The 23,736-nt window shown below is 72.9% G+C and carries 20 protein-coding genes; 4 read left to right on the forward strand and 16 right to left on the reverse strand.

Annotation, left to right across the window (positions count from 1 at the left end):
• Positions 1-7 precede the first annotated feature (7 nt).
• The 9 genes from ACIPJY_RS07265 to ACIPJY_RS07305 form a co-directional block, all read right to left on the reverse strand.
• Positions 8-820, reverse strand: a complete 813-nt coding sequence (locus ACIPJY_RS07265; RefSeq protein ID WP_400465985.1) for an ABC transporter ATP-binding protein — start codon at positions 818-820, stop codon at positions 8-10.
• A complete protein-coding gene (locus ACIPJY_RS07270; protein WP_400465982.1) occupies positions 817-2,544 on the reverse strand; it encodes a dipeptide/oligopeptide/nickel ABC transporter permease/ATP-binding protein in 1,728 nt (575 codons plus the stop codon). Before ACIPJY_RS07270 ends, ACIPJY_RS07265 begins: the two co-directional genes overlap by 4 nt.
• Complete coding sequence (locus ACIPJY_RS07275; protein WP_400465979.1) at positions 2,537-3,589, reverse strand: ABC transporter permease; 1,053 nt, start codon at positions 3,587-3,589, stop codon at positions 2,537-2,539. The genes ACIPJY_RS07270 and ACIPJY_RS07275 overlap by 8 nt, the downstream gene beginning before the upstream one ends.
• 76 nt (positions 3,590-3,665) lie before the next feature.
• Complete coding sequence (locus ACIPJY_RS07280; RefSeq protein ID WP_123655208.1) at positions 3,666-5,246, reverse strand: ABC transporter substrate-binding protein; 1,581 nt, start codon at positions 5,244-5,246, stop codon at positions 3,666-3,668.
• 108 nt (positions 5,247-5,354) lie between these two features.
• Positions 5,355-6,773: an amidohydrolase gene (locus ACIPJY_RS07285; protein ID WP_400465976.1), complete on the reverse strand. Its 1,419-nt coding sequence runs from the start codon at positions 6,771-6,773 to the stop codon at positions 5,355-5,357.
• Positions 6,766-7,371 carry a cysteine hydrolase family protein gene (locus tag ACIPJY_RS07290; RefSeq protein WP_400465973.1) on the reverse strand — a complete coding sequence of 202 codons (606 nt, stop codon included), beginning with the start codon at positions 7,369-7,371 and terminating at the stop codon, positions 6,766-6,768. The genes ACIPJY_RS07285 and ACIPJY_RS07290 overlap by 8 nt, the downstream gene beginning before the upstream one ends.
• 111 nt (positions 7,372-7,482) lie before the next feature.
• Complete coding sequence (locus ACIPJY_RS07295; protein ID WP_400465970.1) at positions 7,483-7,974, reverse strand: hypothetical protein; 492 nt, start codon at positions 7,972-7,974, stop codon at positions 7,483-7,485.
• On the reverse strand, positions 7,971-8,732 hold the full coding sequence (locus ACIPJY_RS07300) for an amidohydrolase family protein (RefSeq protein ID WP_123655205.1): 762 nt from the start codon (positions 8,730-8,732) through the stop codon (positions 7,971-7,973). Before ACIPJY_RS07300 ends, ACIPJY_RS07295 begins: the two co-directional genes overlap by 4 nt.
• A gap of 147 nt (positions 8,733-8,879) precedes the next feature.
• Entirely contained in the window at positions 8,880-9,377 is a 498-nt protein-coding gene (locus ACIPJY_RS07305) for a hypothetical protein (protein WP_400465967.1), read from the reverse strand.
• Positions 9,378-9,487: 110 nt separating this feature from the next.
• Between ACIPJY_RS07305 and ACIPJY_RS07310 the strand changes: the two genes are divergently transcribed.
• Positions 9,488-10,183 carry a GntR family transcriptional regulator gene (locus ACIPJY_RS07310; RefSeq protein ID WP_400465964.1) on the forward strand — a complete coding sequence of 232 codons (696 nt, stop codon included), beginning with the start codon at positions 9,488-9,490 and terminating at the stop codon, positions 10,181-10,183.
• Positions 10,184-10,201: 18 nt separating this feature from the next.
• Here the strand turns inward: ACIPJY_RS07310 and ACIPJY_RS07315 are convergent, their stop codons facing one another.
• Genes ACIPJY_RS07315 through ACIPJY_RS07335 form a run of 5 tightly spaced genes read right to left on the reverse strand, consistent with a single transcriptional unit; the run spans position 10,202 to position 17,551 of the window.
• On the reverse strand, positions 10,202-11,635 hold the full coding sequence (locus tag ACIPJY_RS07315; protein ID WP_400465961.1) for an amidase: 1,434 nt from the start codon (positions 11,633-11,635) through the stop codon (positions 10,202-10,204).
• Positions 11,635-13,647, reverse strand: a complete 2,013-nt coding sequence (locus ACIPJY_RS07320) for a primary-amine oxidase (RefSeq protein ID WP_400465958.1) — start codon at positions 13,645-13,647, stop codon at positions 11,635-11,637. Before ACIPJY_RS07320 ends, ACIPJY_RS07315 begins: the two co-directional genes overlap by 1 nt.
• Before the next feature lie 27 nt (positions 13,648-13,674).
• Positions 13,675-15,222: a gamma-glutamyltransferase gene (locus ACIPJY_RS07325; RefSeq protein ID WP_400465957.1), complete on the reverse strand. Its 1,548-nt coding sequence runs from the start codon at positions 15,220-15,222 to the stop codon at positions 13,675-13,677.
• Positions 15,219-16,313, reverse strand: a complete 1,095-nt coding sequence (locus ACIPJY_RS07330; protein WP_400465955.1) for an FAD-dependent oxidoreductase — start codon at positions 16,311-16,313, stop codon at positions 15,219-15,221. Before ACIPJY_RS07330 ends, ACIPJY_RS07325 begins: the two co-directional genes overlap by 4 nt.
• On the reverse strand, positions 16,310-17,551 hold the full coding sequence (locus ACIPJY_RS07335) for an aminotransferase class V-fold PLP-dependent enzyme (RefSeq protein WP_400465952.1): 1,242 nt from the start codon (positions 17,549-17,551) through the stop codon (positions 16,310-16,312). The genes ACIPJY_RS07330 and ACIPJY_RS07335 overlap by 4 nt, the downstream gene beginning before the upstream one ends.
• A 100-nt stretch (positions 17,552-17,651) precedes the next feature.
• Here ACIPJY_RS07335 and ACIPJY_RS07340 point away from each other — a divergent pair, with 100 nt between their 5' ends.
• Positions 17,652-18,158 carry a RidA family protein gene (locus ACIPJY_RS07340; protein WP_185017352.1) on the forward strand — a complete coding sequence of 169 codons (507 nt, stop codon included), beginning with the start codon at positions 17,652-17,654 and terminating at the stop codon, positions 18,156-18,158.
• Entirely contained in the window at positions 18,155-19,333 is a 1,179-nt protein-coding gene (locus tag ACIPJY_RS07345) for an MFS transporter (RefSeq protein ID WP_400465948.1), read from the forward strand. The genes ACIPJY_RS07340 and ACIPJY_RS07345 overlap by 4 nt, the downstream gene beginning before the upstream one ends.
• 37 nt (positions 19,334-19,370) lie before the next feature.
• On the opposite strand, the gene ACIPJY_RS07350 is transcribed toward ACIPJY_RS07345, so the two are convergent.
• Entirely contained in the window at positions 19,371-20,825 is a 1,455-nt protein-coding gene (locus ACIPJY_RS07350; RefSeq protein WP_400465945.1) for an aldehyde dehydrogenase family protein, read from the reverse strand.
• A gap of 44 nt (positions 20,826-20,869) precedes the next feature.
• The gene (locus ACIPJY_RS07355; protein WP_400465942.1) at positions 20,870-21,889 is read right to left on the reverse strand and encodes a hypothetical protein; all 1,020 of its coding nucleotides are present in this window, start codon (positions 21,887-21,889) and stop codon (positions 20,870-20,872) included.
• A gap of 224 nt (positions 21,890-22,113) precedes the next feature.
• Between ACIPJY_RS07355 and ACIPJY_RS07360 the strand changes: the two genes are divergently transcribed.
• Positions 22,114-23,700 (forward strand): amino acid permease, encoded by a 1,587-nt coding sequence (locus ACIPJY_RS07360; protein ID WP_400465939.1) that lies wholly within the window; start codon positions 22,114-22,116, stop codon positions 23,698-23,700.
• The last annotated feature ends 36 nt before the right edge of the window (positions 23,701-23,736 follow it).

Consider the following 23,736-nt stretch of genomic DNA (forward strand, 5'->3'; position numbering starts at 1 on the left):
TGATCGGTCAGCCGGTCAGGCTGAAGCGGGCGGAGCCGGGGTCCGCGTCGAGCAGCCGTCGCGTGTACCAGTGCTGCGGGTCGGCGTAGATCTGCTCAACGGGACCGGACTCGACCACCTCGCCCTGGTACAGCACCACGACCTCGTCGCTGACGCGCTGCACGACGGCGAGGTTGTGCGAGATGAACACCATCGTCAGGCCGAGGGACTCCTTGATGCCCGCGAGCAGTTCGAGGATCTGGGCCTGCACCGACACGTCGAGCGCCGAGGTGATCTCGTCGGCGATCACCAGGTGCGGGTCGATGACGAGCCCGCGGGCGATCGCGATCCGTTGCCGCTGCCCGCCGGAGAACTCGTGCGGGTAGCGGTGCATCATGTCCGGCGAGAGCCCGACGCGTTCGAGCCAGCCGCTGATCACGTCCTCGTGGGTGGCCACACGCGGACGGATCGGGTCGATCGCCTCGGCCAGGGTCTGCGCCACGGTGCGCCGCGGGGAGAGCGACGAGTACGGGTCCTGCGGGATCATCTGGATGCGGCGCCGTGCGGCGTGCAGCGCGGACCGGTGTGCCGAGCCGAGGTCGACGCCGTCGACCGTCACGCTGCCGGCGGCCGGCTTCACCGTGCCCACCAGGACCTTGGCGAGCGTGGACTTGCCGGAGCCGGACTCGCCGACGATGCCCACGGTGCGGCCGCGCTCGAGGCGCAGGTCCACGCCGTGCAGGACGGTCGTCGACCCGAACGCGACGTCGAGCGCGCGGACGTCGATCATCGGGTCGACGTCGGTCGCGGCCGGTTGGCGGGTCGTGGTGGTGTCGGTCACGCGTGCGCCTCCGTCTGCTCCGAGGGGACCGTCACGACCGGCGTGGCCGCGAGCAGCTGCTTCGTGTAGGGGTGGTCGACCGTCTCCGGCGACAGGCCGGCGACGTCGTCGATACGCTCGACGATCGCGCCGTTCCGCATCACGAGGACCCGGTCGCACAGCGCGCGGACGACGCCGAGGTCGTGCGAGATGAAGAGCACGGCGGTCCCGGACTCCTCGTTCATGCGCTTCAGCACGGTGAGGACCTCGCGCTGGACTGTCACGTCGAGCGCGGTGGTCGGCTCGTCGGCGATGAGCAGGTCCGGCTTGGTGCTCATCGCGGACGCGATCATCGCGCGCTGCTTCATCCCGCCGGACAGCTGGTGCGGGTACTGCCGCAGGCGTCCTTCGGGGTCGGTGAGCTTGACCGCCCGGAACCCCTGGGTGAGCAGGCGCAGCGCGTCGCGCCGGCTGTGGCGCAGGCGCATCCGCAGCACGTCGGACAGCTGGATGCCGAGCACCATCGCCGGGTTCAGGGCGGTGCCGGGGTCTTGGTAGACCAGGCCGATCCGCGAGGCGAGCACGCGGTCGGGCACCCGGCCGAGCAGGTCCACCCCGCCGAGCTCGAGCCGTCGGGCGGACGCCTCGAGCCCCTCGCCGAGGAGCTTGGCGACGACGGAGGCGGTGAGCGACTTGCCGGAACCGGACTCGCCCACGATCCCGAGCACCTCGCCGCGACGGATGGTGAACGAGACGTCGTCCACCAGCGGGCGTCCGCTCGCGCCGTGCCGCACGGAGATGCCGTCGGCGACGAGCACCGCGTCCTCCTCGGCCGCGAGCGTCGGCGCCCCGGTCGCCCGTGTGGTCCGGGCGCGGGTCGTGTTCGACCGGGGGTTCGCCGCGGCGGCGAGCCCGTCCCCGACGAGCAGGGCGGCGAGCGACGCGAACGTCAGGGCGACCGCCGGCCCGACGATGACCACGGGGTTGACCACGATGCGGTCGAGGCCGTCGTTGAGCAGGGTGCCCCAGTCGAACGCGGGGGTCTGCGCGCCGAGGCCGATGAAGGACAGGCCGGAGATCTCGACGAGCGCGCCGGAGAACGCGCCGGCGATGAGGATGAGGGTCGGTTCGGCCATGTTCGGCAGCACGTGCCGGACCGCGACGCGGTGTGCCGGGACGCCCATCAGCCGGGCCGTCGTCACGTACTCGCTGGTGGAGATCTTCGCGGCGAGGTTCGCGGTCAGTCGGGCGAACCCGGCGATGTTGGCGACCGCGATGGCCACCACCACCTGGACCATGCCCTGTCCGAGGATCGCGGCGACGATGATCGCGACGAGCATCGTCGGGTAGCTGACGGCGAACTCGATCGCACGGAGCCCGAACTCGCGCAGCCGCCGCGGGGCGAGCCACACGCCGATGCCGAGCGCGATGCCGACGACGGCCGACAGCGCCGTGGCGGCGAGCGCCATGAGCACCGTCGCGCGGGTGGCCACGAGCGTGCGGGCGAGCATGTCCCGGCCGAGGGTGTCGGTGCCGAGCGGGTGTTCGGCGGTCGACCCGAGTCCGGCGGTGCCGCCGATCCCGGTCGCCTGGGAACCGAGGACGAACGGTGCGACGACGGCGACGACGAGGATCAGGCCGAACATCGCGAGTCCGACGACGAGGCCGGCGTTCCACGCGAACGCCCGGGGCCGCGCGGGCCGGTCGACGGTGGCGGCGCGGACGGCGGTGATGGTGTCAGCCACGCTTCTCTCCGAGGGTGCGCGGGTCGATGAGACCCAGGATGATGTCGATGACCAGGGTGATCACGAGGGAGATCAGGCCGATCACGAAGACGGCGGCACGGATCACCGGGTAGTCCTTGTCGACCGCGATCGCCTGGACGATCACGCCGCCGAGGCCGGGCCAGGCGAAGACCGCCTCGGTGATCAGCGCGGAGCCGAGCAGGGCGGTCAGGATGATGCCGGAGAGCGTCAGCGCGGTGGTGAGCAGGTTCGGCAGCATGTGCTTCGCGTAGATCGACAGTGCCGGCAGTCGCCAGCCGCGTGCGGTGCGCATGTAGTCCTGCTCGAGGATGACCGCGGTCTCCCGGCGGACGATGCGGGCGACGGAACACGTGCCGCCGACGGTCAGCGAGGCGATCGGCAGCACGGCGGCGGCCCCGAAGTCGTAGGCCGGCGAGTACGCCGGCGGCAGCACGTGCAGCAGGACCGCGAAGACGACGACGAACCCGGTGGCGAGGACGTACGTCGGGATCGAGGAGATCAGGCCGGTGACGGCGGTGAACGTCACGTCGAGCCACCGGTGGCGGTCGCCGCGGGTCAGGACGCCGACGGTCATCCCGAGCGCCAGTCCGAGGACGAGCAGGAGCAGGACGGCGACGATCGTGATGGTGAGCGTGTACGGCACGGCGGTCATGACGATGTCCATGGCCGGTGCGCGGTACTTGTACGAGTCCCCGAAGTCGCCCTGGACAACGCCTGCGACGTAGTGCCAGAGCTGGACGGGGAGCGGCTGGTCGAGGCCGAGCTGGTGCCGGACGAGCTCGACCTGTGCGAGCGACGCCGTGTCGCCCGCGATGGCCGTGGCGGGATCGCCAGGGATGAGCTGCACGATCAGGAAGGTCACGAGGACGAGCAGCGCGAGGTTGACGACGAGGCCGCCGGCGCGGCGGAGCAGGAACCGCCGCCAGGCGCCCCCGAGGCTCGCGGCTCGGGGAGCCGCTGCGACGGGGGCGTCCGGGGCGCCCGGACCGGGCACGGGGGGATGGTCGACGGTGGTGGTGCTCATCGCGGGTCCTCCAGGTGCTCCGGTCCGGGCGGTGGTGGGGTGGTGCTGGGCGGTGCTGGGTGAGCGCGTCAGACGGTCACGAGACGATCCGCATGGCGGACGGGTCCCAGTAGCCGGAGAAGACGTGCGTCTCGAAGCCCTTGCGGGCGACGTAGCGGTGCGTGTCCGTGATGAGCGGGGTCATGTCGACCCGCTCCAGGATCGACTTCTGCGCCGTGGCGAAGTCCGCGCACTGCTCGTCCTCGTCGGTCGTCGCCATCGCGGCCTGGTAGGCCTTCAGGCCCTCGGGGTTGTCGCTCGAGGACACGTTCGTGCCGCCCTCGGGGTAGGTCGGGCCGAGGTACCGGGCGATCGAGAGGTTGATCAGGCCGACCTGGGCGTCCTCGGCCGCGACCGCGACGTCCCAGGTGTCCGGCTTCGTGCGCATCTGGGTCGTCCAGTCGGCGGGGTCCGGCGCGGAGACCTTCACGGTGGCTCCGGCGTTCCGCAGCGACTCCGCGAGGAAGTCCGCCGCGGGGTCCCAGTTCGACATGATGAGCAGGCGGATGGTCTTGCCCTTGAGCTCCTTCGCCGCCGCCTTCGCGTCGTACGACTGCACGAGCGACGAGCCGTCGACGGCACACCGGTAGCTGGCGGCGTTCACGGTGGTCTGTGCGACCCCGAGCCCGTCGAGTCCGGCGTTGTTGAAGCCCTTGGTGTCGATCGCCTGGGCGACCGCCGCACGCAGTGGCTGGTTGCCCGCGAACACCGAGCCGGACCCCTCGGCCTCGTTGAAGACGAGGTTGTAGGCCGAGCTGGCGAACTTCACGGTCGAGTAGCCGTCGCCGGTGAAGCGCTCGGCGTTCGAGTCGTAGAAGCGGGCGACGTCGACGCCACCGGACTGCAGCAGGTTCGCGCTCGTGTTCGAGTCGCCCTGCACGGTCATGTTGATCGTCTTCGCGGGCTTGCCGGTGACGGTCTTCCAGTCCGGCCAGGCGTCGTAGTCCGAGCGCAGGGAGTACTGCACGCTCTTGCCCGCGGCCGACTTGGTCAGGGTGTACGGACCGGACCAGGCGCCCTTCACGGTGCCGGCGGCGAGTCCCTTCGGGTCGGCGATGCCGGCCGGGCAGATGACGCCGGTGCCGGGCCGGGTCAGACCGCCGAGCAGCTGCGAGTACGGCGAGCTGAGGGAGATCGTGAGGGTGCCGGCGGAGTCGTCGGGCGTGAAGGTGGGGTCACCCGAGCCGAACGCCTGGTTCTTCCAGGTCTGGGCACCCGAGTCGTCGAGTCCCACGAGGTACTCGAAGGACTTGGCCACCACGGTCGGCGTGATCTCGGTGCCGTCGGAGCAGGTCGCCCCGTCCCGGATGGTGAACTCGTACTTCGAGGCCGACTCCGCGTCCCACTTGGTCGCGAGGCCGCCGATGTACCCGCCGTCGTCGCCCTCGCCCTGCCGGAGCAGGGTGTCGAAGCCGAGTCGGGCGACCTCGACGTCCGAGCTGGCCGAGGCCTTCGCGGGGTCGAACGTCGCCGGGGCGTACCAGAGCTCGGCGTTGATCGTGCTGGTCGTCGAGCCGCCGCTGCCGCCGTCGGCAGAGCCGGACGTGCTGCACGCGCTCAGGGAGAGGCCGACGGCGGTCGCGACCGCGACGCCGACGAGGATGCGCTTCCTCACCATGGTGCTGTCCTCCAATGGGATTCGGGGTGATGCCAGGGAGTCAGTCCCGAGCGGGTCCAACTTGGATCCAATCTAGGACAATCCGCATCCAACTATGTTTCGTGTGGATTACATCTGGACCGCGGTGAAGACCGTCCGGCCGCCCACCACCGTCCGTCGCACGCGGGCGCGGGCGAACTCGTCGGGGGTGCAGTCGCCCGGGTCGACGTCGACGAGCACCCAGTCGGCCAGGGCACCGGCTCGCAACACCCCGCGCCGGTCCTCGGCGAAGGCCGCGTGTGCCGCCCCGCGGGTGTAGGCCGCCACCGCGTCGATCACCGAGATCGCCTGCCCCGGTCCGAGCGGTCCGTCGACGTCGCGCATCCGACGCGTGGACGCGACCGGGACCACCTCGCGCGGGTCGAACGGGAAGTACGGCGCGTCCGAGCCCATCGCGACGACGGCTCCGGCGTCGAGCCAGGTGCGCATCGGGTTCACCTCGTCCACCCGGTCGCCCAGCCGTCGGCGCAGGCCGGCCGTGTTCTTCCAGGCGATCGAGGGCTGCAGCGACGCCACGACGCCGAGGCGGGCCGCTCGGGCTGCGCTCGCCGGGCTCGGTTCGAGGTAGGCGTGGATGAGCTGGCACCGCAGGGGTGCGACGGGCCGGCCGGTCTGCCGCTCGGCGGCCTCGAGTCCGTCGAGGACCTCGGCGACGGCTCGGCTGCCGACCGCGTGGACGCCGAGGCCCCAGCCGGCTCCGACGCAGGCGGCGGCGAGCCGCGCGAAGTCGTCGGCGGAGATGCGCTGTACGCCGTGGTCGTCGCCGGCCCACGGCCGCTCGAGCAGGGCCTGCCCCTTCATGCCCTCGCCGTCGTAGTAGACCTTGATCGGCCCGAGGCGCAGCAGGTCGTCGCCGTCGCCCGTGACGCCGTCGATCGACTCGAGGACGGCCAGCGCGGCGTCGACGTCGGGCACGGCGTCCGTGCCGAGCTCCGGGTACGGCATCGCGACCACGCGCATGGTGAGCAGACCCCGCCGGTACGCCTCGCGGTACCCGGCGAGCTCGGGGAGCGTGACCGCCGGGTCGACGACCCCGGTGAAGCCCATGGCGTGCAGGAGCGGTTGCACCCGGCGGATCGCGGCGAGCCGGTCCTCGAGCGTCGGCGGGGTGTCACCGAGCCAGTCCGGGGCGTCCGGGTCGGCATCGCCGTCGGCGAGCATCACGGCCGAGAACGCGTCGGCGTCCGCGTCCGCGTCGAGCAGTTGCAGCGCCTTGAGGCCGGCGCGCTGCGCGTGGGCGTGCGCGTCGGTGAAGCCGGGCAGCACCGTGCCCTCGACGCGCTCCTCGGACACGCCGACCGCGGAGTCACGCGCGGCCGCGGTGTGGCGCGCGGCGGCCCGCACCGCGTCCTCCGTGCCCACCGCGACGATCCGGTCATCCACGACGAGCATGGCGTCGGCCGTCGGCGCCGCGGGGTCCATCGTGCGGATGCGGCCGAGGACGATCCGGGCCGGCCCGCGCTCCGACGTGCTGGTCGGCTCAGGCACGCGCCGGCTCCCGCTCGTCGAGCCACGAGCGCACGTCGGCCGCGGTCACGAGCGCGTCGCGCTGCAGGTACGCGATCGCCTCGAGCGCCGCGTCGTGCGCACGCTCACTCGACCCGGCGACGCAGTCGGTGAGCACCCGCACCGCGTAGTCGTGCTGGTGCGCGTCGGCCGCGGTGTAGTGGATGCACACGTCGGTGAGCCCGCCGACCAGCAGCACGGTGCCGGCGCGGTGCGCCTTGAGCACGATCTCGAGCTCCGTCCCGAAGAACGCCGAGTACCGGCGCTTGCGGATGACGAACTCCTCCGGACGCGGGTCGATCCACGAGGCGAGCTCGGTCTGCTCGTCCCCCTCGATGCAGTGCGGCCCCTCGGCGCCGTCGAGCTCCCGACCAATGTCGACGAGGTTCGCCTTGTGGACCTCCTGGATGAAGACGACCGGCACACCCGCGGACCGGCAGTGCTCGATGAGGTCGCGGACGCGGGGTGCGCGTTCGGCGCGACCGCTCATGACGGGGATGCCCGGGGTGGGCATCGTCGAGGCGGCGCCGCCCTGGATGTCGACGACGATCAGGACGGGGTTGCCGGAGACGGCGAGCATGCGGTGGTTCCTTCCACGACGGGGTGCACTCGGGTGGGGACCGGTGCGCGCCGTCGCCGTCATTCTGTGACGGCTTCGGACACCGCACGGGTCGGGGGTGTTTCCGCGGCGTTAAACCTCAGGTGTCGCGGAGTTCGACGCCGCTCGTGCCGCTCGGCGCCGCCGGAACGGCAGCAGTTCGGCGACGCCGACCGGGCCGAACCCGTCGCCGACCGCCACCCACACGTGCGCGTCCGGCGCGTGGTCGCCGAGCAGCTCGGCGCAGACGCCGCACGGCTCGATGAGGTGCAGCGTCCCGCTCGGTCGGCGCAGGACACCGACGACGGACTCGACCGCGGCGCCGGCGACGACCGCGGCGCTCAGTGCCGCTGACTCGGCGCACACCGACGCCCGACCGGCCGACGCCTCGACGTGCAGGCCGGTGACGACGGTGCCGTCCACCAGGCGGAGTGCCGCGGCGACCTCGTGCACGCCCGCGCGGTACCGACGCTCGAGCACGTCGGTGGCGATGGCGAGCAGCTCGCGGTCGGCCGTGTCCATCCCGGTCGGAGGCCCGTCCAGGACCGGACGCTCCGACGACACCGGCGCACCCCGGTCACTCACGACCAGCCCAGGATCCGTGCCATGTTGCCGCCCTCGACGAGCGCCCGGTCGGCCTCGTCCGGGATCGCCTTCGCGATCTTCATGCGCTCCAGGTCGAAGTCGCTGCCGGGCCACTCGGACCCGAGCAGGATCTTCTCGGCCCCGAGACGGGCGTAGGCACGCTTGACGTCGGACATGAGCGTCGCCGAGGTCTCGAGGTAGACGTGCGGGTTCCGCTCCGCGACGATGATCGCCTCCGGCACGTTCCACACCGCACCCATGTGCGCGATGATCGTCGGCACCGTCGGGAAGCCCTTGGCGATCTCCTCGATCGCGAACGGCGCGCAGAACGCGTCGTCGAGGGCGTTGATGAGCACGGGCAGGCCGAGCTCGGCGCACACCTCGAACAGCGGGTCGAGCAGGCCGTGGTCCGCCACGTGGTACCCGTGCAGGCTCGGGTGCAGCTTCAGTCCGACCAGTCCACCGTCGGCGAACCGGCGGATCTCGTCGGTCGCGTTCTCCCACTGCGGCATCACCTGTCCGAAGCCGAACAGCCGGTCCGGGTGGGCGGCGACCAGGTCCATCAGGAAGTCGTTCTCGATGCCCTGCGCGAGCGAGCACACCATCGCGCGGTCGACGCCGGCCGCGTCCATGCGGTCCAGGATCCGGTTGGCGTCGAACGGCGTGTACGCGGGCGGCTCCTCGCCCGGCCGGACACCACTGAGGTAGTCGCTCCGGCCACGGCGGTCCTGCGTGGTGTTGTAGGCGTCGATGATCATCCTGGGCGTCTCCTCGTCGGCTGCTCGCGGGGACGATGCTCCCCACATGTCATCCGATACTGCCAGAATTGGATCCAATTTGGTAGCGGATGGTCCGGCCGGGAGGCTCGGGTCGCCTCGTCGACGCCGGTCACGACCGCAGGTGGTTCAGTGGACGGCCGCCATCGCGCCCATCGCGAGCAGCCCGACGAGTGCCGCGATCCGTCGCACCGACTCCGTCCGTGCGACGCGGCGCCGCCCGACGCTCCACGCCACGGCACCGACGTGCACGGCCACCGCGACGGCGACCGGCAGCAGCAGCGCAGCGCCGTGGTGGTGCCCCGCGGAGTCACCGGCGTGCGCCGCACCGAGCACCACGAACACCGCGCCGAGCAGCATGCCGAGCGCGTGCAGGTGGTCCCCCTGCGGACGGCGCGGACGGCGGACGCGGTCGACCAGCGCGGTCACCATCGCACAGCCGCCGAGCAGGACCGCCCAGAACGGTGCGGGCACGAAGCCCATGGCCGGCAGGTGGACGTCCGCCATGGCGGCGAGCATCACGACCTCGCCCAGGAGCGCCGTCCGCCCGACGCGCCGCGCCCCCGCGACGCCCAGGACGAGCGCGACGAGCGACCCACCGAGGGTCACGACGATCAAGAAGCCCATGATTGGATCCAATCATGGGCGGGTCGGATCCGGCAACGGGATCCAACACCTGGCAGGATTGGATCCGCAGCGGGGGCTCGCTGCGATGACGCACCGAGGAGACCACTTTCGTGACCACCACCGACGGCAACGCACTCGTCGACGACCTCGCCGCCCGGATCCGCGCGAAGATCATGTCCGGCGAGATCCCGATCGGCGCACCGCTGCGCCAGGCCGACCTGGCGGCGCAGTTCGGGATCAGCCGCACGCCCGTCCGCGAGGCCCTGCGGCAGCTGCAGACCGGCGGCCTCATCGAGGTCGTGCCGAACCGTGGCGCCGTGGTGCGCGTGCCGGTGCCGTGGGAGGTCCGCGAGGCCTACGAGGTCCGGGCCGAACTCGAGTCGCTCGCCGCCCGCCGCGCCGTCGACCGCCTCGACGACGCCACCATCACCCAGCTGCGATCGGTGAACCAGGCGATGTACGAGCGCTCGCTCGCCGCGGCCGACGGCGAGCAGCCGAAGCAGCGCGAGGGCGTCGACAACGACCAGTTCCACGGGCTGATCTACCAGGCGTCGGGGAACACCCGGCTGACCCGCATGCTCGTCGAGATCAACGACGCCTTCCCGCGCAACGTCTCGGCGCTCGTGCTCCGCGAGAACTCCCGGCACCGCGAAGAGAACTTCCGCGAGCACGAGGAGCTCATCGAGGCGTTCGTCAGCGGTGACCACGAGCGTGCGGCCGGACTCATGCGCGACCACGTCCTGCGCGCCGGCGAGCACCTGGCGCACTGGTACGAGCGCCGCTCGTCCACGGTCTTCACGGGCTGAGCCGGCCGCCCGCCCCGGCTACAGCGCCGGTGCCCGCCGGATCCAGCCGGTGGCCTCCTCGATCGCGCGCGTCGCCGCGAGCAGCTGCGCCTCGCGGCCGTATCGCCCGACGACTTGCACCCCGACGGGCAGCCCCTCTGCTGTGAACCCGGCGGAGGTCACCACGACCGGGTGCGCGGTCAGCGTGAGCCGGTTCGCGAGCATCTGCCACGTGAAGTAGCGCTCGAAGCGGTGTCCGTCGACCTCGTCGACCCACTCGACCTCGGCGGGCGGTGCGGCGACCGGCGTGGCCGGCAGGACCAGCACGTCGTACCGGTCGAGGACCGCGGCTGTGTCCCGGTACATGCGCGTCCGGCGTTCGTAGGCGTCGGCGAGCTGCGTCGCGGTGGTGGCGCGGCCCTGCTCGACGTTGCGGACGTAGTCCGGCCGGAACCCGGTCGCTCCGGCGTCGACGGCGTGCCGACCACCGAGGAAGAACTCGAACGTCTCGATGGTCTCCCAGGCCTCGTCCGCACCGGCGAAGTCGGGCTCGGCCGCCTCGACCACCGCGCCGAGGCCCGCGAGCTGCTCGGCGAACGCACGGTGCACGGCTCGGACCGACGGGTCGATCGGCAGCCCGCCGGCGTCGTCGCTCCACGCGACCCGGAGCCCGTCGACCTGGACCGGCCGCACCGGGTACCGCGTCATCGCCGACATCGGCCAGACCGACTGCTCGACGGCGAGGGCGTCCATGAAGCGCGCGGCGTCCGCGGAGTCGCGCGCCATCGGTCCGGTGACCCCGTGCGGCGTCCAGGCGTTGCCGGTCCGGCCGCTCGGCACGCGGCCGGGGCTCGGTCGGACGCCGACGACGTTGCAGAACGCGGCCGGGTAGCGCAGGCTCCCGCCGCTGTCCGAACCGTCGGCGATCGGCAGCATCCGTCCGGCCAGGGCCGCCGCGGCGCCGCCGCTCGACCCCCCGGCGTGCCGGGACGTGCCCCAGGGGTTCACGGTCGTGCCGAACACCGGGTTGAAGGTCAGGACGCCCTGCCCCATCTCCGGGGTGTTCGTCTTGCCGATGATGATCGCGCCGGCGTCGCGCAGGAGGGTCGCGAGGACGCTGTCGTGCGCTGCCGGACGCGCGTCGGCGAAGGCCGCGGACCCGTTCGTGGTCGGCAGCCCGGCGACGTCCATCAGGTCCTTCACCGCGGTGGGCAGGCCGTGCAGGAGCGGCAGGGGGTCGCCGGCGGCGCGGGCCTCGGCGGTGCGGCGGTCCGCGGCTTCCGCGGCGGCGAGCGAGACAGAGTCGGGTTGCTGTGAGACGACGGCCCGCAGGCGCGGGTTGCGTTCCTCGATCCGCTCCAGGTGGGCGCGCATCACCTCGACCGCCGACACCTCGCGGGCCGCGACGGCGTCGGCCAGTCGGACGGCGGACCAGTCGGCGAGGTGCTCGGGCGTGTGCTCGGTCCCGGTCATCAGCGGCCGCCCTCGTGGTCGTGCTGCTGCTCGGCGTGGACGTGCCCGTCGTGCGCGGCGTGGATGTCGTGGTCGTGGCCCGCGTGGTCGTGGCCCGCGTGCTCGTGGCCGGCGCCCGGTGCGCAGTGGTCGGTCGCGGACGGCGGCACGTCGAGCGAGGGGTTCCGGTCGAAGAAGCCGTCCGGCTCGAGCCGGAAGCCGATGCGGTCGACGGGCATGATCGGCCACTGCTCCGGCCGCGGGAAGTGGTGCACGCCGAGGACCGGCCAGAGCACGAGCCGCTCGTTCTCCAGCGACCGGCCCGCCCGCTGCCAGACGTGCACGCCGTCGTCGCCGAGCTCGCCCTGGTTCGGGTACTCCCCCGCGATGAACCGCTCCTCGGGGTCGAACGCGCTCGCCCACAGGTGCTTCGCGACGAACGGCGCCTTGCGCTCCACGATGCTGCCGGGCCGGACGTGCAGCTGCGCGGTGTTCTGGACGGCGAGGCGGTACGCGGTGCTCTCGCCGAAGCGGTTCTGCGCCGACTCGCTCTCGATGCGCCAGTGCAGCGCCCGTGCCGGGTCGGTCGTCCGGGCACCGTCGGCCTCGGTCGCGATGGGCGTCTCGACCGCGATGCAGGCGTTGCCGTAGGGGTTCAGCGCCTCGTCGGGCTCCGGCTCCGCGTGGACCTCGACCAGCCGGTTCAACGGCCCGTCGACGGCGGTGTCGAGCCGCACCGCGAAGTAGTGCTGGTGCGTCGGGGCCTGCACGTTCGGCGCGACCATGCGGCCGTACCGCGGGGTCTCGCCGTCGGCGATGCCGGACACCGACATGATCCCGGTGAGCTTCACCTCGAGCTCGATCGAACCGTCCTGGGACAGCGTCCAGTAGAAGCCGTAGTCGTAGTTCGCGACCGTGGCGAAGCTCGAGATCACCAGGCGGCGGCTGCGACGGACCTCGGCGCTGCCGGTGCGCGTGTTCACGTGCTTCCAGAGGATCGAGTCGTCCTCCTCGTGCAGGCAGATGCCGTTCACGATGGTCTGGGGCTCGCCGTGGCCGTCCAGGAAGTCGACGTCGAAGTACCGGATCTCGCCGAGGCAGTCGCAGCCCAGCTCGAGGCTCGCGGTGAGCGGTCCGGCGCCGTACTCGCCCCAGTCGAAGAAGTTCTTGCGGTAGGCGGTCGGGTCGCTGTCCAGGTAGGGCACGTACATCTCGTTGACCGCCGCACGGTGCAGCACGGGGCGCTCGACGTCACCGTCGCGGTAGGTCAGGTCGTGCAGGACGAGCCCCTCGCGGTGGGAGAACCCGACGCGGAAGCTCCAGTTCTGCCACGTGACCAGGTGCCCGTCGATCGCGAAGCCGGGACCGTTCGGCTGCACGATGTCGAGCGCCGAGACCTCGCGGTCGGGACCCCAGGTGCCCGAGGTGTAGACCCCGGTCTCGGTGGCCATCGGGACGACCCCGTGGTCCTCGATGCGGATCACCTCGAGCGTGTCCAGGTCGAGGATCGGGACGAGCCCCGCGACCGGCCTGGCGTAGCCGTTGTCCTCGGCGAACTCGCGGTACCAGACCGTGCCCCAGCTCAGGCGGCGGTCGGCGAGGTCCTCGGGCACGAAGCCCGTGATCGACTCCGGGTCGACCCAGACCAGCGAGGTGTCGGTGATGCCGCGCTTGGCCAGGGCCTCGATGATCAGCGGCGACTTCCGGGCGGCCTGGGCGATGAGCCGTGCCTCGTCACTCGAGACGCCGGGGCGGCGGTGGTCCACGTCGGTCCACAGCTCGACGATCGCCGGCGAGTCCGGACCGGCCGTCCAGCCGCGCACCTCCCAGGCGGCGTGGGCGTCCGGGTCCATCACGACCATGCGGACCGGGCGGGCGCCGCCGGCCACGGTCCCCCGCGCCTTCTCCTCGTCGAGGGCGATCCCCCAGAAGCGCGGTCGTGCACCGATCCGACCGGAACCGCGGACCGCGGCGACGAAGGAGGCGATCTCGGCGGAGGTGAGCGGATCGAGGACGTGGGCGGTGCTGCTCATGGGCTTCCTTCTCGGGTGGATCGGGGGTCAGTTGGCGTGGAGGACGACGCCGCGACCGTCCGCGCGGGGGTCGCTCGCCGCGTCGAGGTGGCCGTCGGCGTGCAGTCGGACGGTCTGCACGTGCCCGGCCTCGTCGACCGGGCCGTCGGTCCGTGCGACGGGCAGGCCGAGCGCGGTGGCCGCTGCGATCGCGTCGTCGGTCCCCGGTTCGGCGACGAGGGTCATCTCCTCGTGCCCGAGGTCGCGCGCGCCGACCACGAACCGCGGGCGGCCGAGCACGGCCACGGGGTTGCTGTCGCCGTCGACCAGGTCACGGGCGACCTGCGCGAGGATCCACGGTTGGGCGCTGCCGCCCTGGCACCCGAGGCCGACGACCAGACCGTCCGTCTCGGCGATGACCGGTAGCAGCGTGTGCGGCGGGCGCAGTCCGGGACCGACGTGCCCGGGGTGGGCGGGGTCCGTGCTGAAGGCCGAACCGCGGTTGTGCAGGACGACGCCGGTGCCCGGATCGAGGATGCCGGACCCGAACAGCTGGTAGACGCTCTGGATGAGGGTGACCACGGTGCCGTCGGTGTCGGCCGCGGTGACCGCGACCGTGTCGCCGAGCGCGCGTCCGGCCCGGGGCAGCGCCCCCGTCCGGCCGGTGTCGCGCGGGTCGGTCATCGCGGCGACGTCGATCGGACCGCCGCGGGGGTCGCCGAGCTCGGCCTGGCGGACGAGCGCCGCGCGGTGCACGGCGTCGACGAGCTCGGCGGTGCGGTCTGCGGAGTCGGTGTCGTCGGCGAGCGCCTCCGGCAGGATTCCGAGCAGCACGACGCCCTGCGTGGGCGGTGGCGCCACCCACCAGCGGACCCCGCCGACGTCGGCCTGCTCCGGCTCGGCGAGCTCGGCCTCGTGCGCGGCGAAGTCGGCCTCGGTGTGCGCGCCACCGAGTCCCCGCAGCCGCGCCGTGATCGACCCGGCGATCCGCCCGCGGTACATCGCCCCGGGGTCGGCCGCCAGTTCGGTGAGCGTCGCGGCGAGCGCGGGCTGCACGAGGCGGTCACCCGCACCGAGCAGGCCACCGGCGCCGTCGCCGAAGACGTCGGTCATGCCGGCGTCGGCGCGGATCTCGTCCTCGCGGACGGCGATCGCACGGGCGAGACCGGCGGAGACGGGCGCCCCGTCGGCCGCGAGCCCGGCTGCTCGGAGCAGCGCCGGACGGAGACCGAGCCGACCGCCGAGCGCGTCGATCGCCCGCCAGCCGGCGACGACTCCGGGCACCGTGACGGTCTGCGCACCCTGCCGCGGCATCCGCTCCTGCTGCGCGAGCGCGGCGACGTCGATCGCGCTCGGGGCGGCACCGGCGGAGACCACGGCGGTCACGGCGTGTCCGGGGCGGCGGACGAGGGCCACGAGGTCGCCGCCGATGCTGCACTGGTGCGGGTAGACGACGGTCAGCGCGGCGGCGGCGGCGAGTGCGGCGTCGATCGCGTCACCGCCGGCTGCGACGGCCTCGGCCGCGGCGTCGAGCGCGGCGGGGTGCGGTGCGGCGACGGCGACCCGGCGGGACGCGGCTGCGGTGGACTCGGTCATGCGGTGGTCACCATCCGTGCTGGGCTGAGGAAGTCGAGGTCCGGACGCGCGACGCCCTGCACCAGGTCGGCGACGGCCTCGCCGATCGCCGGGCCGAACTTGAACCCGTGTCCGGAGCACGCGGCGGCCACGATGACCTCGGGCTCGTCCGCCAGCGCGCCGACGACGAAGCGCTTGTCGGGGGTCATCGTGTACAGGCAGGCGACGGCGTCGCCGCCCGCCGTGTCGATCCCCGGGACGAAGCGCTCGAACAGCCCGGCCAGGTGGGCCGTCTCGGCCTCGGTGGGCGGTGCGAAGGGCACGTCGGGGTCCCAGACCGGGCCGGCGTCGATCCCGATCTTGGCGCCGGACCCGGCGGCCTCGGGCAGTCCGAACACCAGACCCTCGGGCAGGTCGACGGAGAAGCAGCCGAGTGCCGGCGGCTCCGCGATCGCCTGGCCGGTGGGGACGGTGAGGGTGACGATGCGCCAGACCTCGAAGAACGCGGCGGCCCCCGGCACGAGCTGCGCCGCCCAGGCGCCGCCGGCCAGGACCAGGTGGCGCGCGCGGATGCTGCCGCGGTCGGTCCGGACGGTGACGACGCCGTCGTCGACCTGCCGGTCGAGCACGGTCTCACCGAAGCGCAGCTCGGCACCGGCCGCGGCGGCGGCCGACTGCGCGAAGGCGAGCGCCCGTGCGGCGTCGAGGACGCCGGCGTCGGGGTCGTGGACCGCGCCGTACTCCTCGGGGGGACGCAGCGACGGCGCGTGCGTCGGCCAGGTGTCGCGGTCGGCCGGGAGGCTCGCCCCGCCCTGCATCGTCGGCTCGCCACGGTGGGCGTACAGTCCGGCGGTCGGGTGCAGGAAGGGTGCGCCGGCTGCGGTCGCCCACCGGTCCCACCCGCGGTACGCGCGGTCGACCAGGTCGTTCCAGACCGGGCTCGGGTAGGCGCGGCGGATCATCCGGGTCGCACCGTGCGACGAGCCCCGCGTGTGTCCGGGGGCGAACCGCTCGACGGCGACGACGTCGAGGCCGCGGCGGGCGAGTTCGTAGGTCGCGGCGGAACCGTGGATCCCGAGTCCGAGGACGACGACGTCGTGCACCTCGGTCATGCCCGGGCCTCGGCCACGACGTCGGCGACGCCGTCGAGCAGGACCCGGACGTCCTCGTCGTCGTTGTACACGTGCGGCGACACCCGGACGACGCTGGGCAGCCCGCGGGCGCCGAGGTCCCACTGCGCGTGGCTCGCGGGCACCGAGATGGAGTCGATGCGGCGCTGTCGGAGCCGTGCGGAGACCTCCTTCGACGCGACACCGTCGACCGTGAAGGTGACGATCGCGGAGGGGGACGCGGCCGGGTCGGCGACGGTCACGCCGTCGAGGCCGTCGAGGGCGTCCCGGAGGCGGGAGCCGAGGCCGACGAGGTGCGCCTCGGTGGCTGCCGGGCCGCGGTCGAGCGCTTCGCGCAGCGCCACCCCGAGGCCGAGCCGCGCGGCGACGGAGCACTCCCAGGTCTCGAGCTGTCGCGCGGTGCCGTCCATCGTCCACTCATCTTCGCCGGTCCAGACCGCGCCGCGGACATCCGGTGCCCACGCACCGATGCCCTCGAGCATCCCGCGGCGCAGGTAGGCCATGCCCGTCCCGCGCGGGCCGCGCAGGAACTTCCGGCCGGTCGTGACCAGGGCGTCGCAGTCGACGGCCCGGACGTCGATGTCGATCTGTCCCACGGACTGCGTGGCGTCGACGACCGAGAGGGCGCCGTGGCGCCGGGCGACGGCGGCGATCTCGGCGACCGGCTCGACGAGCCCGGACGAGGTCGGCACGTGCACGGCGCTCACCACGACCCGGCCGGTGGCGCCGGCGACGGCCCGGTCGAGCGCATCGAGGTCCATCGCACCGCTGCCGTCGCTCGGCACGACCACGAGCCGGACGTCGTCGTGCCGCTGCATGGCGAGCAGGCGGAGCGCCTGGCTCACGTAGCTCGACCGTGGCGCGACCACGGTGTCGCCGGCGCCGAGCCGGAGCGCGTCGAAGACGCCGCGGAGACCGCTCGTCGCGCTGTCGAACAGGGCGATCTCGTCCGCCTCGGCGCCGAGCAGCGCAGCGGCCGACGTGTACACCGCGGCGACGTCGTCGGCGACCTCGTTGGCCGCTTCGTACCCACCCACCCGCTGTTCCCGACGCAGGTGGGTGACCACGGCCTCCAGGACGCCGTCGCTGACCAGGCCGGCGCCGGCCGCGTTGAAGTAGTGGCGTCCCGCGGTGCCGGCCGTGCGTGACCGCTCGGCGGCCACGTCGATCACCGTCGTTGCCGGGTCGGCGCGCGTGCCGTCCTCCAGACCGATCGTCATGTCGCGGGTCCTCCCTCGTGCGCGTCACCCCCGGACGCTGAATGGATCCCATCATAAACAGGTTGCATCCATTACCGCCACCGCCGGATACTCTGGTCGCATGGAGCACTCCGCTGAAGCCCGCGCGCTCGAACTCGGACTCGTCATCCCGGACTACGCGAACCCGCCCTACGGCGGCCGCTACGGCAGTTCGCTCCGCGCGTTCCACCGCACCGGCGACCTGCTGGAGCTGAGCGGCATGACACCGGAGTCGCGCGACGGCACGATGCTGCACCCCGGGGCCGTCGGTGTCGACGTCACCCTCGAGCAGGCGCAGGAGGCCGCCCGGTACACGGCGGTGAACGCGCTCGGCATGATCCGGTACGCCCTCGGGTCGCTGGACGAGGTCGCCGCGCTGTCCCGTGGGCTGTGCTTCGTGCTCTGCCCGCCCGGCTTCGAACAGCTCAACCAGGTGTCGAACGCGGCGAGCGACCTGCTCTTCGACGTCTTCGGTCCGGACGTCGGCCGGATGGGCCGGGCTTCCATCGGCGCGACGGCCCTGTCGCGGAGCGCCTGCTTCGAGCTCTGGCTCAGCCTGGAGTGCCGCCCGCGCCGAGCCGGGGAGTGAGACCGCTCGCCGAGACCGGCGTCCGGGGAGGGGCGTTCTGGCTCCTCGTGCTGGCGTCGACCGCCGGCTACGTCGTGAACGGCGCGAGCACGCCGGTCGTGCCGCGCCTGGCGACGGACCAGCTCGGCGCCGACCCGGCGCTCGGGGGACTGCTCGTCTCGCTCGCGGGGTTCGTCGCGATCGGTGCGATGCCGGTGGCCGGGGTCCTGAGCGACCGGCTCGGACCACGTCGCGTGCTCCTCGGCGCCGGACTGCTGGCGGCGGTCGGGCTCGGGATCGTGCTCGTCGCGCTGAGCATCCCGACGCTCGCGGTCAGCCGTGTCGTCTTCGGCGCCGGCAACGCCGCGACCGCCACGGCCCTGACCGCCTGGGTCGTCGCCGAGGTCCCCGTGACCCAGCGGAGCCGCGCCCTCGGCCTGTTCGGGCTCGCCGTCTGGATCGGACTCGCCCTGGGGCCGGTGGTCGGCGAGAACCTGTACCAGTCCGCCGGGCACCGCTCCGTGTGGATCGTCGCGATCGGCATCCAGCTCGCCGGGCTCGCCGTGGCGCTGCTCGTCCGAGACGGATCCGCGCCGACACACCGCAGCTCGGCCCGTCCCACGGGGACCGGCATCGCACCGGTGCTCCGTGCGGTCGTGCGCCCCGGTGCCGCGGGCCTGGTCGCCTGGGCAGCCGAGGGCTTCATGATCGCGTTCCTCATCCAGCACCTCGTCGGGCAGGGGGTCGGCGCGCAGGGGCTGACCGGCGCGGCGAACGTCTTCACGGTCTTCGCTGCGAGCGTCGTCGGGGTGCGACTGCTCCTCGGCGGGTTGCCGGACCGGATCGGACCGGTCCGCACGGCGCGGGGCGCGCTGGTGGTCCTCGCCGCCGGGCTCGTCGTCCTCGCCGTCGCGCACGACTTCCCGACGGCGGCCGCCGGGGCCGTGCTCGTCGGTGCCGGGTACTCGCCGCTGTTCCCGACGCTGACGATCCTCAGCACCGGTTCGCTCGACGACCGGAGCCGCGCGACCGGGGTCGGCGTGTTCTCGGCCGTGACGAGCGCGGGCTACGCCGTCGGCTCGCTCGTGGGCGGGGTCCTGGTGTCGGCGGTCGGGTCCGGCTGGGCCCTCGTCGTGCTCGCCGCGCTGCAGCTCGCGGCCGTCCCGGCGCTGGGCCGGCACGACCGCGGCCGCTGACCGGTTCGCGGTCGCGGTCGCGCCCACGGTCGTGGTCTCAGAGCGCGATGACGACGCTCTTCGACTCGCAGAACGCCCGCAGTGCCTCCTCGCCGAGGTCCCGGCCGAGACCGGACTCGCCGACACCGCCGAAGGACAGCGCCGGGTCGAACAGGTTGTAGGTGTTCACCCAAACCGTCCCCGCGTGCAGCCGCTGCCCCATCCGGTGCGCCCGGGCGAGGTCACGGGTCCAGACGCCGGCCGCGAGCCCGTAGGTCTGGTCGTTCGCGATGGCGATCGCCTCGTCCTCGTCGTCGAACGGGATGACCCCGACGACGGGTCCGAAGATCTCCTCGCGCGCGATGGTCATCGTGTTCGAGACACCGGTGAAGAGCGTTGGCTCGACGTAGTAGCCGGGGCGCTCGGGGACGCCGCCGCCGACCGCGACCGTGGCACCCTCGGCCTTGCCCTGCTCGATGTACCCGAGGACCTGCTGCCGCTGCTCCTCGGACACGAGCGGTCCGACGGTGATCCCGCCGTCGAGACCGTCGCCGACCGGGACCTTCCGGACGGCCGCGACGAGACGCTCGGTGACCTCGTCGAGCACCGACCGCTGGACGAGCAGCCGGCTCCCAGCGGTGCACATCTGGCCGGAGTGGCCGAACGACGCCCGCATCGCGGTGACCACGACCGCGTCCAGGTCGGCGTCCTCGAAGACGATGTTCGGGCTCTTGCCGCCGAGCTCGAGCGTCAGGCGCTTGAAGTCGGCGCTCGCGGCGGTCATCACCTTGCGGCCGACCTCCGTGCTGCCGGTGAACGACACCTTGTCGACGCCCGGGTGCGCGGTGAGCGCGGCGCCCACCCGACCGTCACCGGTCAGGACGTTGACGACCCCGGCGGGGACACCGGCCTCCTCGCAGATCGCTGCGATGCGCAGCATCGTGAGCGGCGTCTGCTCGGCCGGCTTCACCACGACGGTGCAGCCTGCGGCGAGCGCGGGGGCGAGCTTGAACGCCCCGGTCATGATCGGGAAGTTCCAGGGCAGGATGAGCGCCGCGACCCCGACGGGTTCGAGGGTCGTGTACACGTGGTGCTGGCCGCCGTCGACGGGGACCACGGTGCCGGTCAGGCGGGACGGGGCGCCCGCGTAGTAGCGGAACACCCGGGCCGAGGTCGCCGTGTCCGCGCGGGACCGCTCGATCGGCTTGCCGTTGTCGCGGGTCTCGAGCACGGCGAGCTCCTCGAGCCGCTCCTCGATGAGGTCGGCGACGCGGCCCAGGATCCGGCTGCGGTCGTGCGGGCTCATCCCGCTCCACCGGCGGTCCTCGTGCGCCCGGCGCGCGGCGGCGACGGCGGCGTCGATCTCGACGGGGCCGGCCTGCGGCACCCGGGTGAGCAGGGCCTCGGTCGCCGGGTCGAGGACGTCGAGCAGTTCGGCACCGTCCGGCGCGGTCCACGTGCCGTCGACGAGGAACGGCTCGAGCGGGGCCAGGGGTGCGAGCGTGTCTCTCATGGTGGTTCCTCCGGGGACGTGGTGCGGTGCGCTGGTGATCGGGGTCAGGGGCGGTCGAGCAGCCGTGCGGGCTCGTCCACCGTGATGCGGGTGAGGACGTCGTCCGGCACGCCGAGCGCCCGGAGCCCCGGCACGACGCGGGCGGTCAGGTGGTCGAGGCCGTGCCCGCCGTGACGACGGAGCTGCCCCTTCGTCCAGGTCGCGTGACCGAACACCCACCGGGTCTCCGGCGCGGAGTCGCGCAGGGCGAGGAAGGCGTCGAGGCGCTGCGGGTCGCTGGCGTTCCGGATCCGGCCGACGTGCGAGCCCTCGTTGCCGAAGCAGAGCTCGAGGACGGCGCCGGCCTGCCCGAGGTCCTGCAGGTACGGCAGGTCGAGGAACTCGTCGACGGTCGAGAAGACGACGCGGCTCGGGTCCACCCCCTCGGCGACGACGTGCGCGAGCACCTCGAGGCCGTTCCGGGCGTCGGCCGCCAGCCGGACGACGACGGCGGCACCGGTGGTGACGGCGGCCCGGGCCGCGGCCGTCAGGCTCCGGCGCTCCTCGTCCCCCTCGGCGGTGGCGAACGCGGACGTGGTGCCCATCAGGCCGAGGATGCCGGCACGGTAGTGCGTCCCGGGGACCGCCTGGGTCAGCGCGCGCTCGAAGAGCTGCTGTCGCCCGTCGGTGTCGAGCTCGGTGTACCACTCCGGCAGCAGGCGCGGCAGGTAGGCGCCGTAGCCCGCGACGACGTCGACGCCGCTCGCCAGCGCGAGCGCGGGCAGCCGGACGTGGTCCGGCCCGAAGCCGAGCGAGCTGAGGTCGACCGCGAGCCCGAGCCCAGCGGCCCCGGCGATGCGCAGTTCGTCGGCGAGCAGGTCGATGTCGTCGAGTCGCAGGTTGTCGGCGAGCGCGAGCTGACTCCACCGCAGGGCCGCTGCGAGGTCCGCCGTGACGGCGAGGCTCGGTTCGAGCGCCTCGACGCCCGGTCGCTGCAGTGCGCTGGCATCGGTGAGCAGGTGCTCGTGCATCGACACCGGGCCGGTCCCGGACGACTCGACGGGACCGAGGACGGTCTGGATCACGACGTGCCTTTCACCGTGGCGGACTTGACGGATCCAATCTACATCGGTTTGGATCCCTCTTGTCCGCGGGTGTCGTCGATCGTGCCAGCCGACCCCGAACGTTTACACGCGGGCGACTTCCGACACGTGCCCGAAACAGCCGGGCAACGACGGCGACACAGCCCCGCACGACACTGGTCGCACTACCTGTCACACGACAGGTACTCCGCGAAAGGTCCGTAGCCATGCGCTCTCCCGAAGCACCGCTCCACGCACCGCGCGCCACGTCCAGCGTCGACTCCCAGGGCCTCGCCCGTCTCGGCTACGAGCAGGAACTCCACCGCGGGGTCGGCTCGTTCTCGTCGTTCGCTGCCGGCTTCTCCTTCGTCTCCATCCTCACCACGGTCTTCCAGCTCTTCGGGCTCGGGTTCGGACTCGGCGGCGCCGCCTTCTTCTGGGCGTGGCCGCTGGTGTTCGGCGGTCAGCTGCTGGTCGCGCTGAACTTCGCCCAGCTCGCGGCCCGCTGGCCGATCTCCGGCGCGGTCTTCCAGTGGTCGAGCCGTCTCGCCGGTCCCCGGTTCGGCTGGTTCACCGGCTGGACGATGATCATCGGGCAGATCCTCACCGTCGCCGTCGCGGCGATCGCCGTCCAGGCGGTCCTGCCGACGATCTGGGCCGGCTTCCAGCTCGTCGGCGGTCCCGGTGCGGATCCGTCCGTCGCCTCGCCGACGGGCGCCGCGAACGCGGTGGTCCTCGGACTGGTGATGCTCGCCGTGACGACGATCGTCAACATCGTCAGCGTCCGGTTCATGGCCCGGGTGACCAGCTTCGGCGTCCTCGTGGAGATCGTCGGCGTCGTCGTCCTGATCGCCGCACTGTTCCTCCTGCCGCACCGTTCGGCCGCGGTGGTGTTCTCGACCGAGGGCTCGACGAGCACCGAGCCCTACGTCTGGGCGTTCCTGGCGTCGTCCCTGATGGCCGCGTACGTGATGGTCGGCTTCGACTCCGCGGGCGAGCTCGCCGAGGAGACGCACAACCCGCGGCGGACCACCCCGAAGACGATCGTCCGCGCGCTCACGGTCTCCGGCCTCGGCGGCGGGCTGCTCATCATCGGCGCCCTCGTCGCCGCCCCGAGCCTGACCGACGGCAAGCTCGCGACACAGGGACTCGCCTGGGTGATCACGTCCGCACTCGGCGACGTCGCCGGGCGCCTGCTGCTCTGCACCGTCGCGGTCGCCGTCTTCGCCTGCACGCTGGCCGTGCAGACCGCGGGGGCCCGCATGGTCTACTCGATGGCCCGCGAGAAGGCGTTGCCCTTCCACCGCACCCTCGCCCGCGTCTCGCCCCGGACGGGCACCCCGATCGCGGCCTCGATCGTCGTCGGGGTCGGCGCCGGCCTGGCACTCGCCGTGAACATCGGCCAGTCCGCGATCTTCACCGCGCTGTCCAGCCTGTGCATCGCGATGCTCTACCTGGCCTACCTCGGGGTGACGGGCCCGCTGCTCGTCCAGCGGATCCGGCTCCGTCGGACGGGCCTGCCGGCCGGGGTGGACGAAGACGGCAAGCCGCTCTTCACCCTCGGCCGCTGGGGCATCCCGCTGAACGCCCTCGCCGTCGCGTTCCAGATCGGCATGGCCGTCAACCTGATCTGGCCCCGTCCGGAGATCTACGACCTGACCGGCCGCTCGTGGTGGCTGCAGTACAGCGCGCTGCTGTTCATCGGCGCCGTGCTGCTCGTCGGCTGGGCGTGGTCGTCGTGGCGGCACCGTGCGCACGGTCCGATCACCCTCGCCGAGGTGCCGCACACCGCCCCCACCCCCGTCGAGGCGTGACCCCGTCGTCCTCCTCGAACGCCAGCACCACCGGAA

The sequence above is a fragment of the Curtobacterium sp. NPDC090223 genome (assembly GCF_044746585.1).
In the GTDB taxonomy this organism is placed as follows: domain Bacteria; phylum Actinomycetota; class Actinomycetes; order Actinomycetales; family Microbacteriaceae; genus Curtobacterium.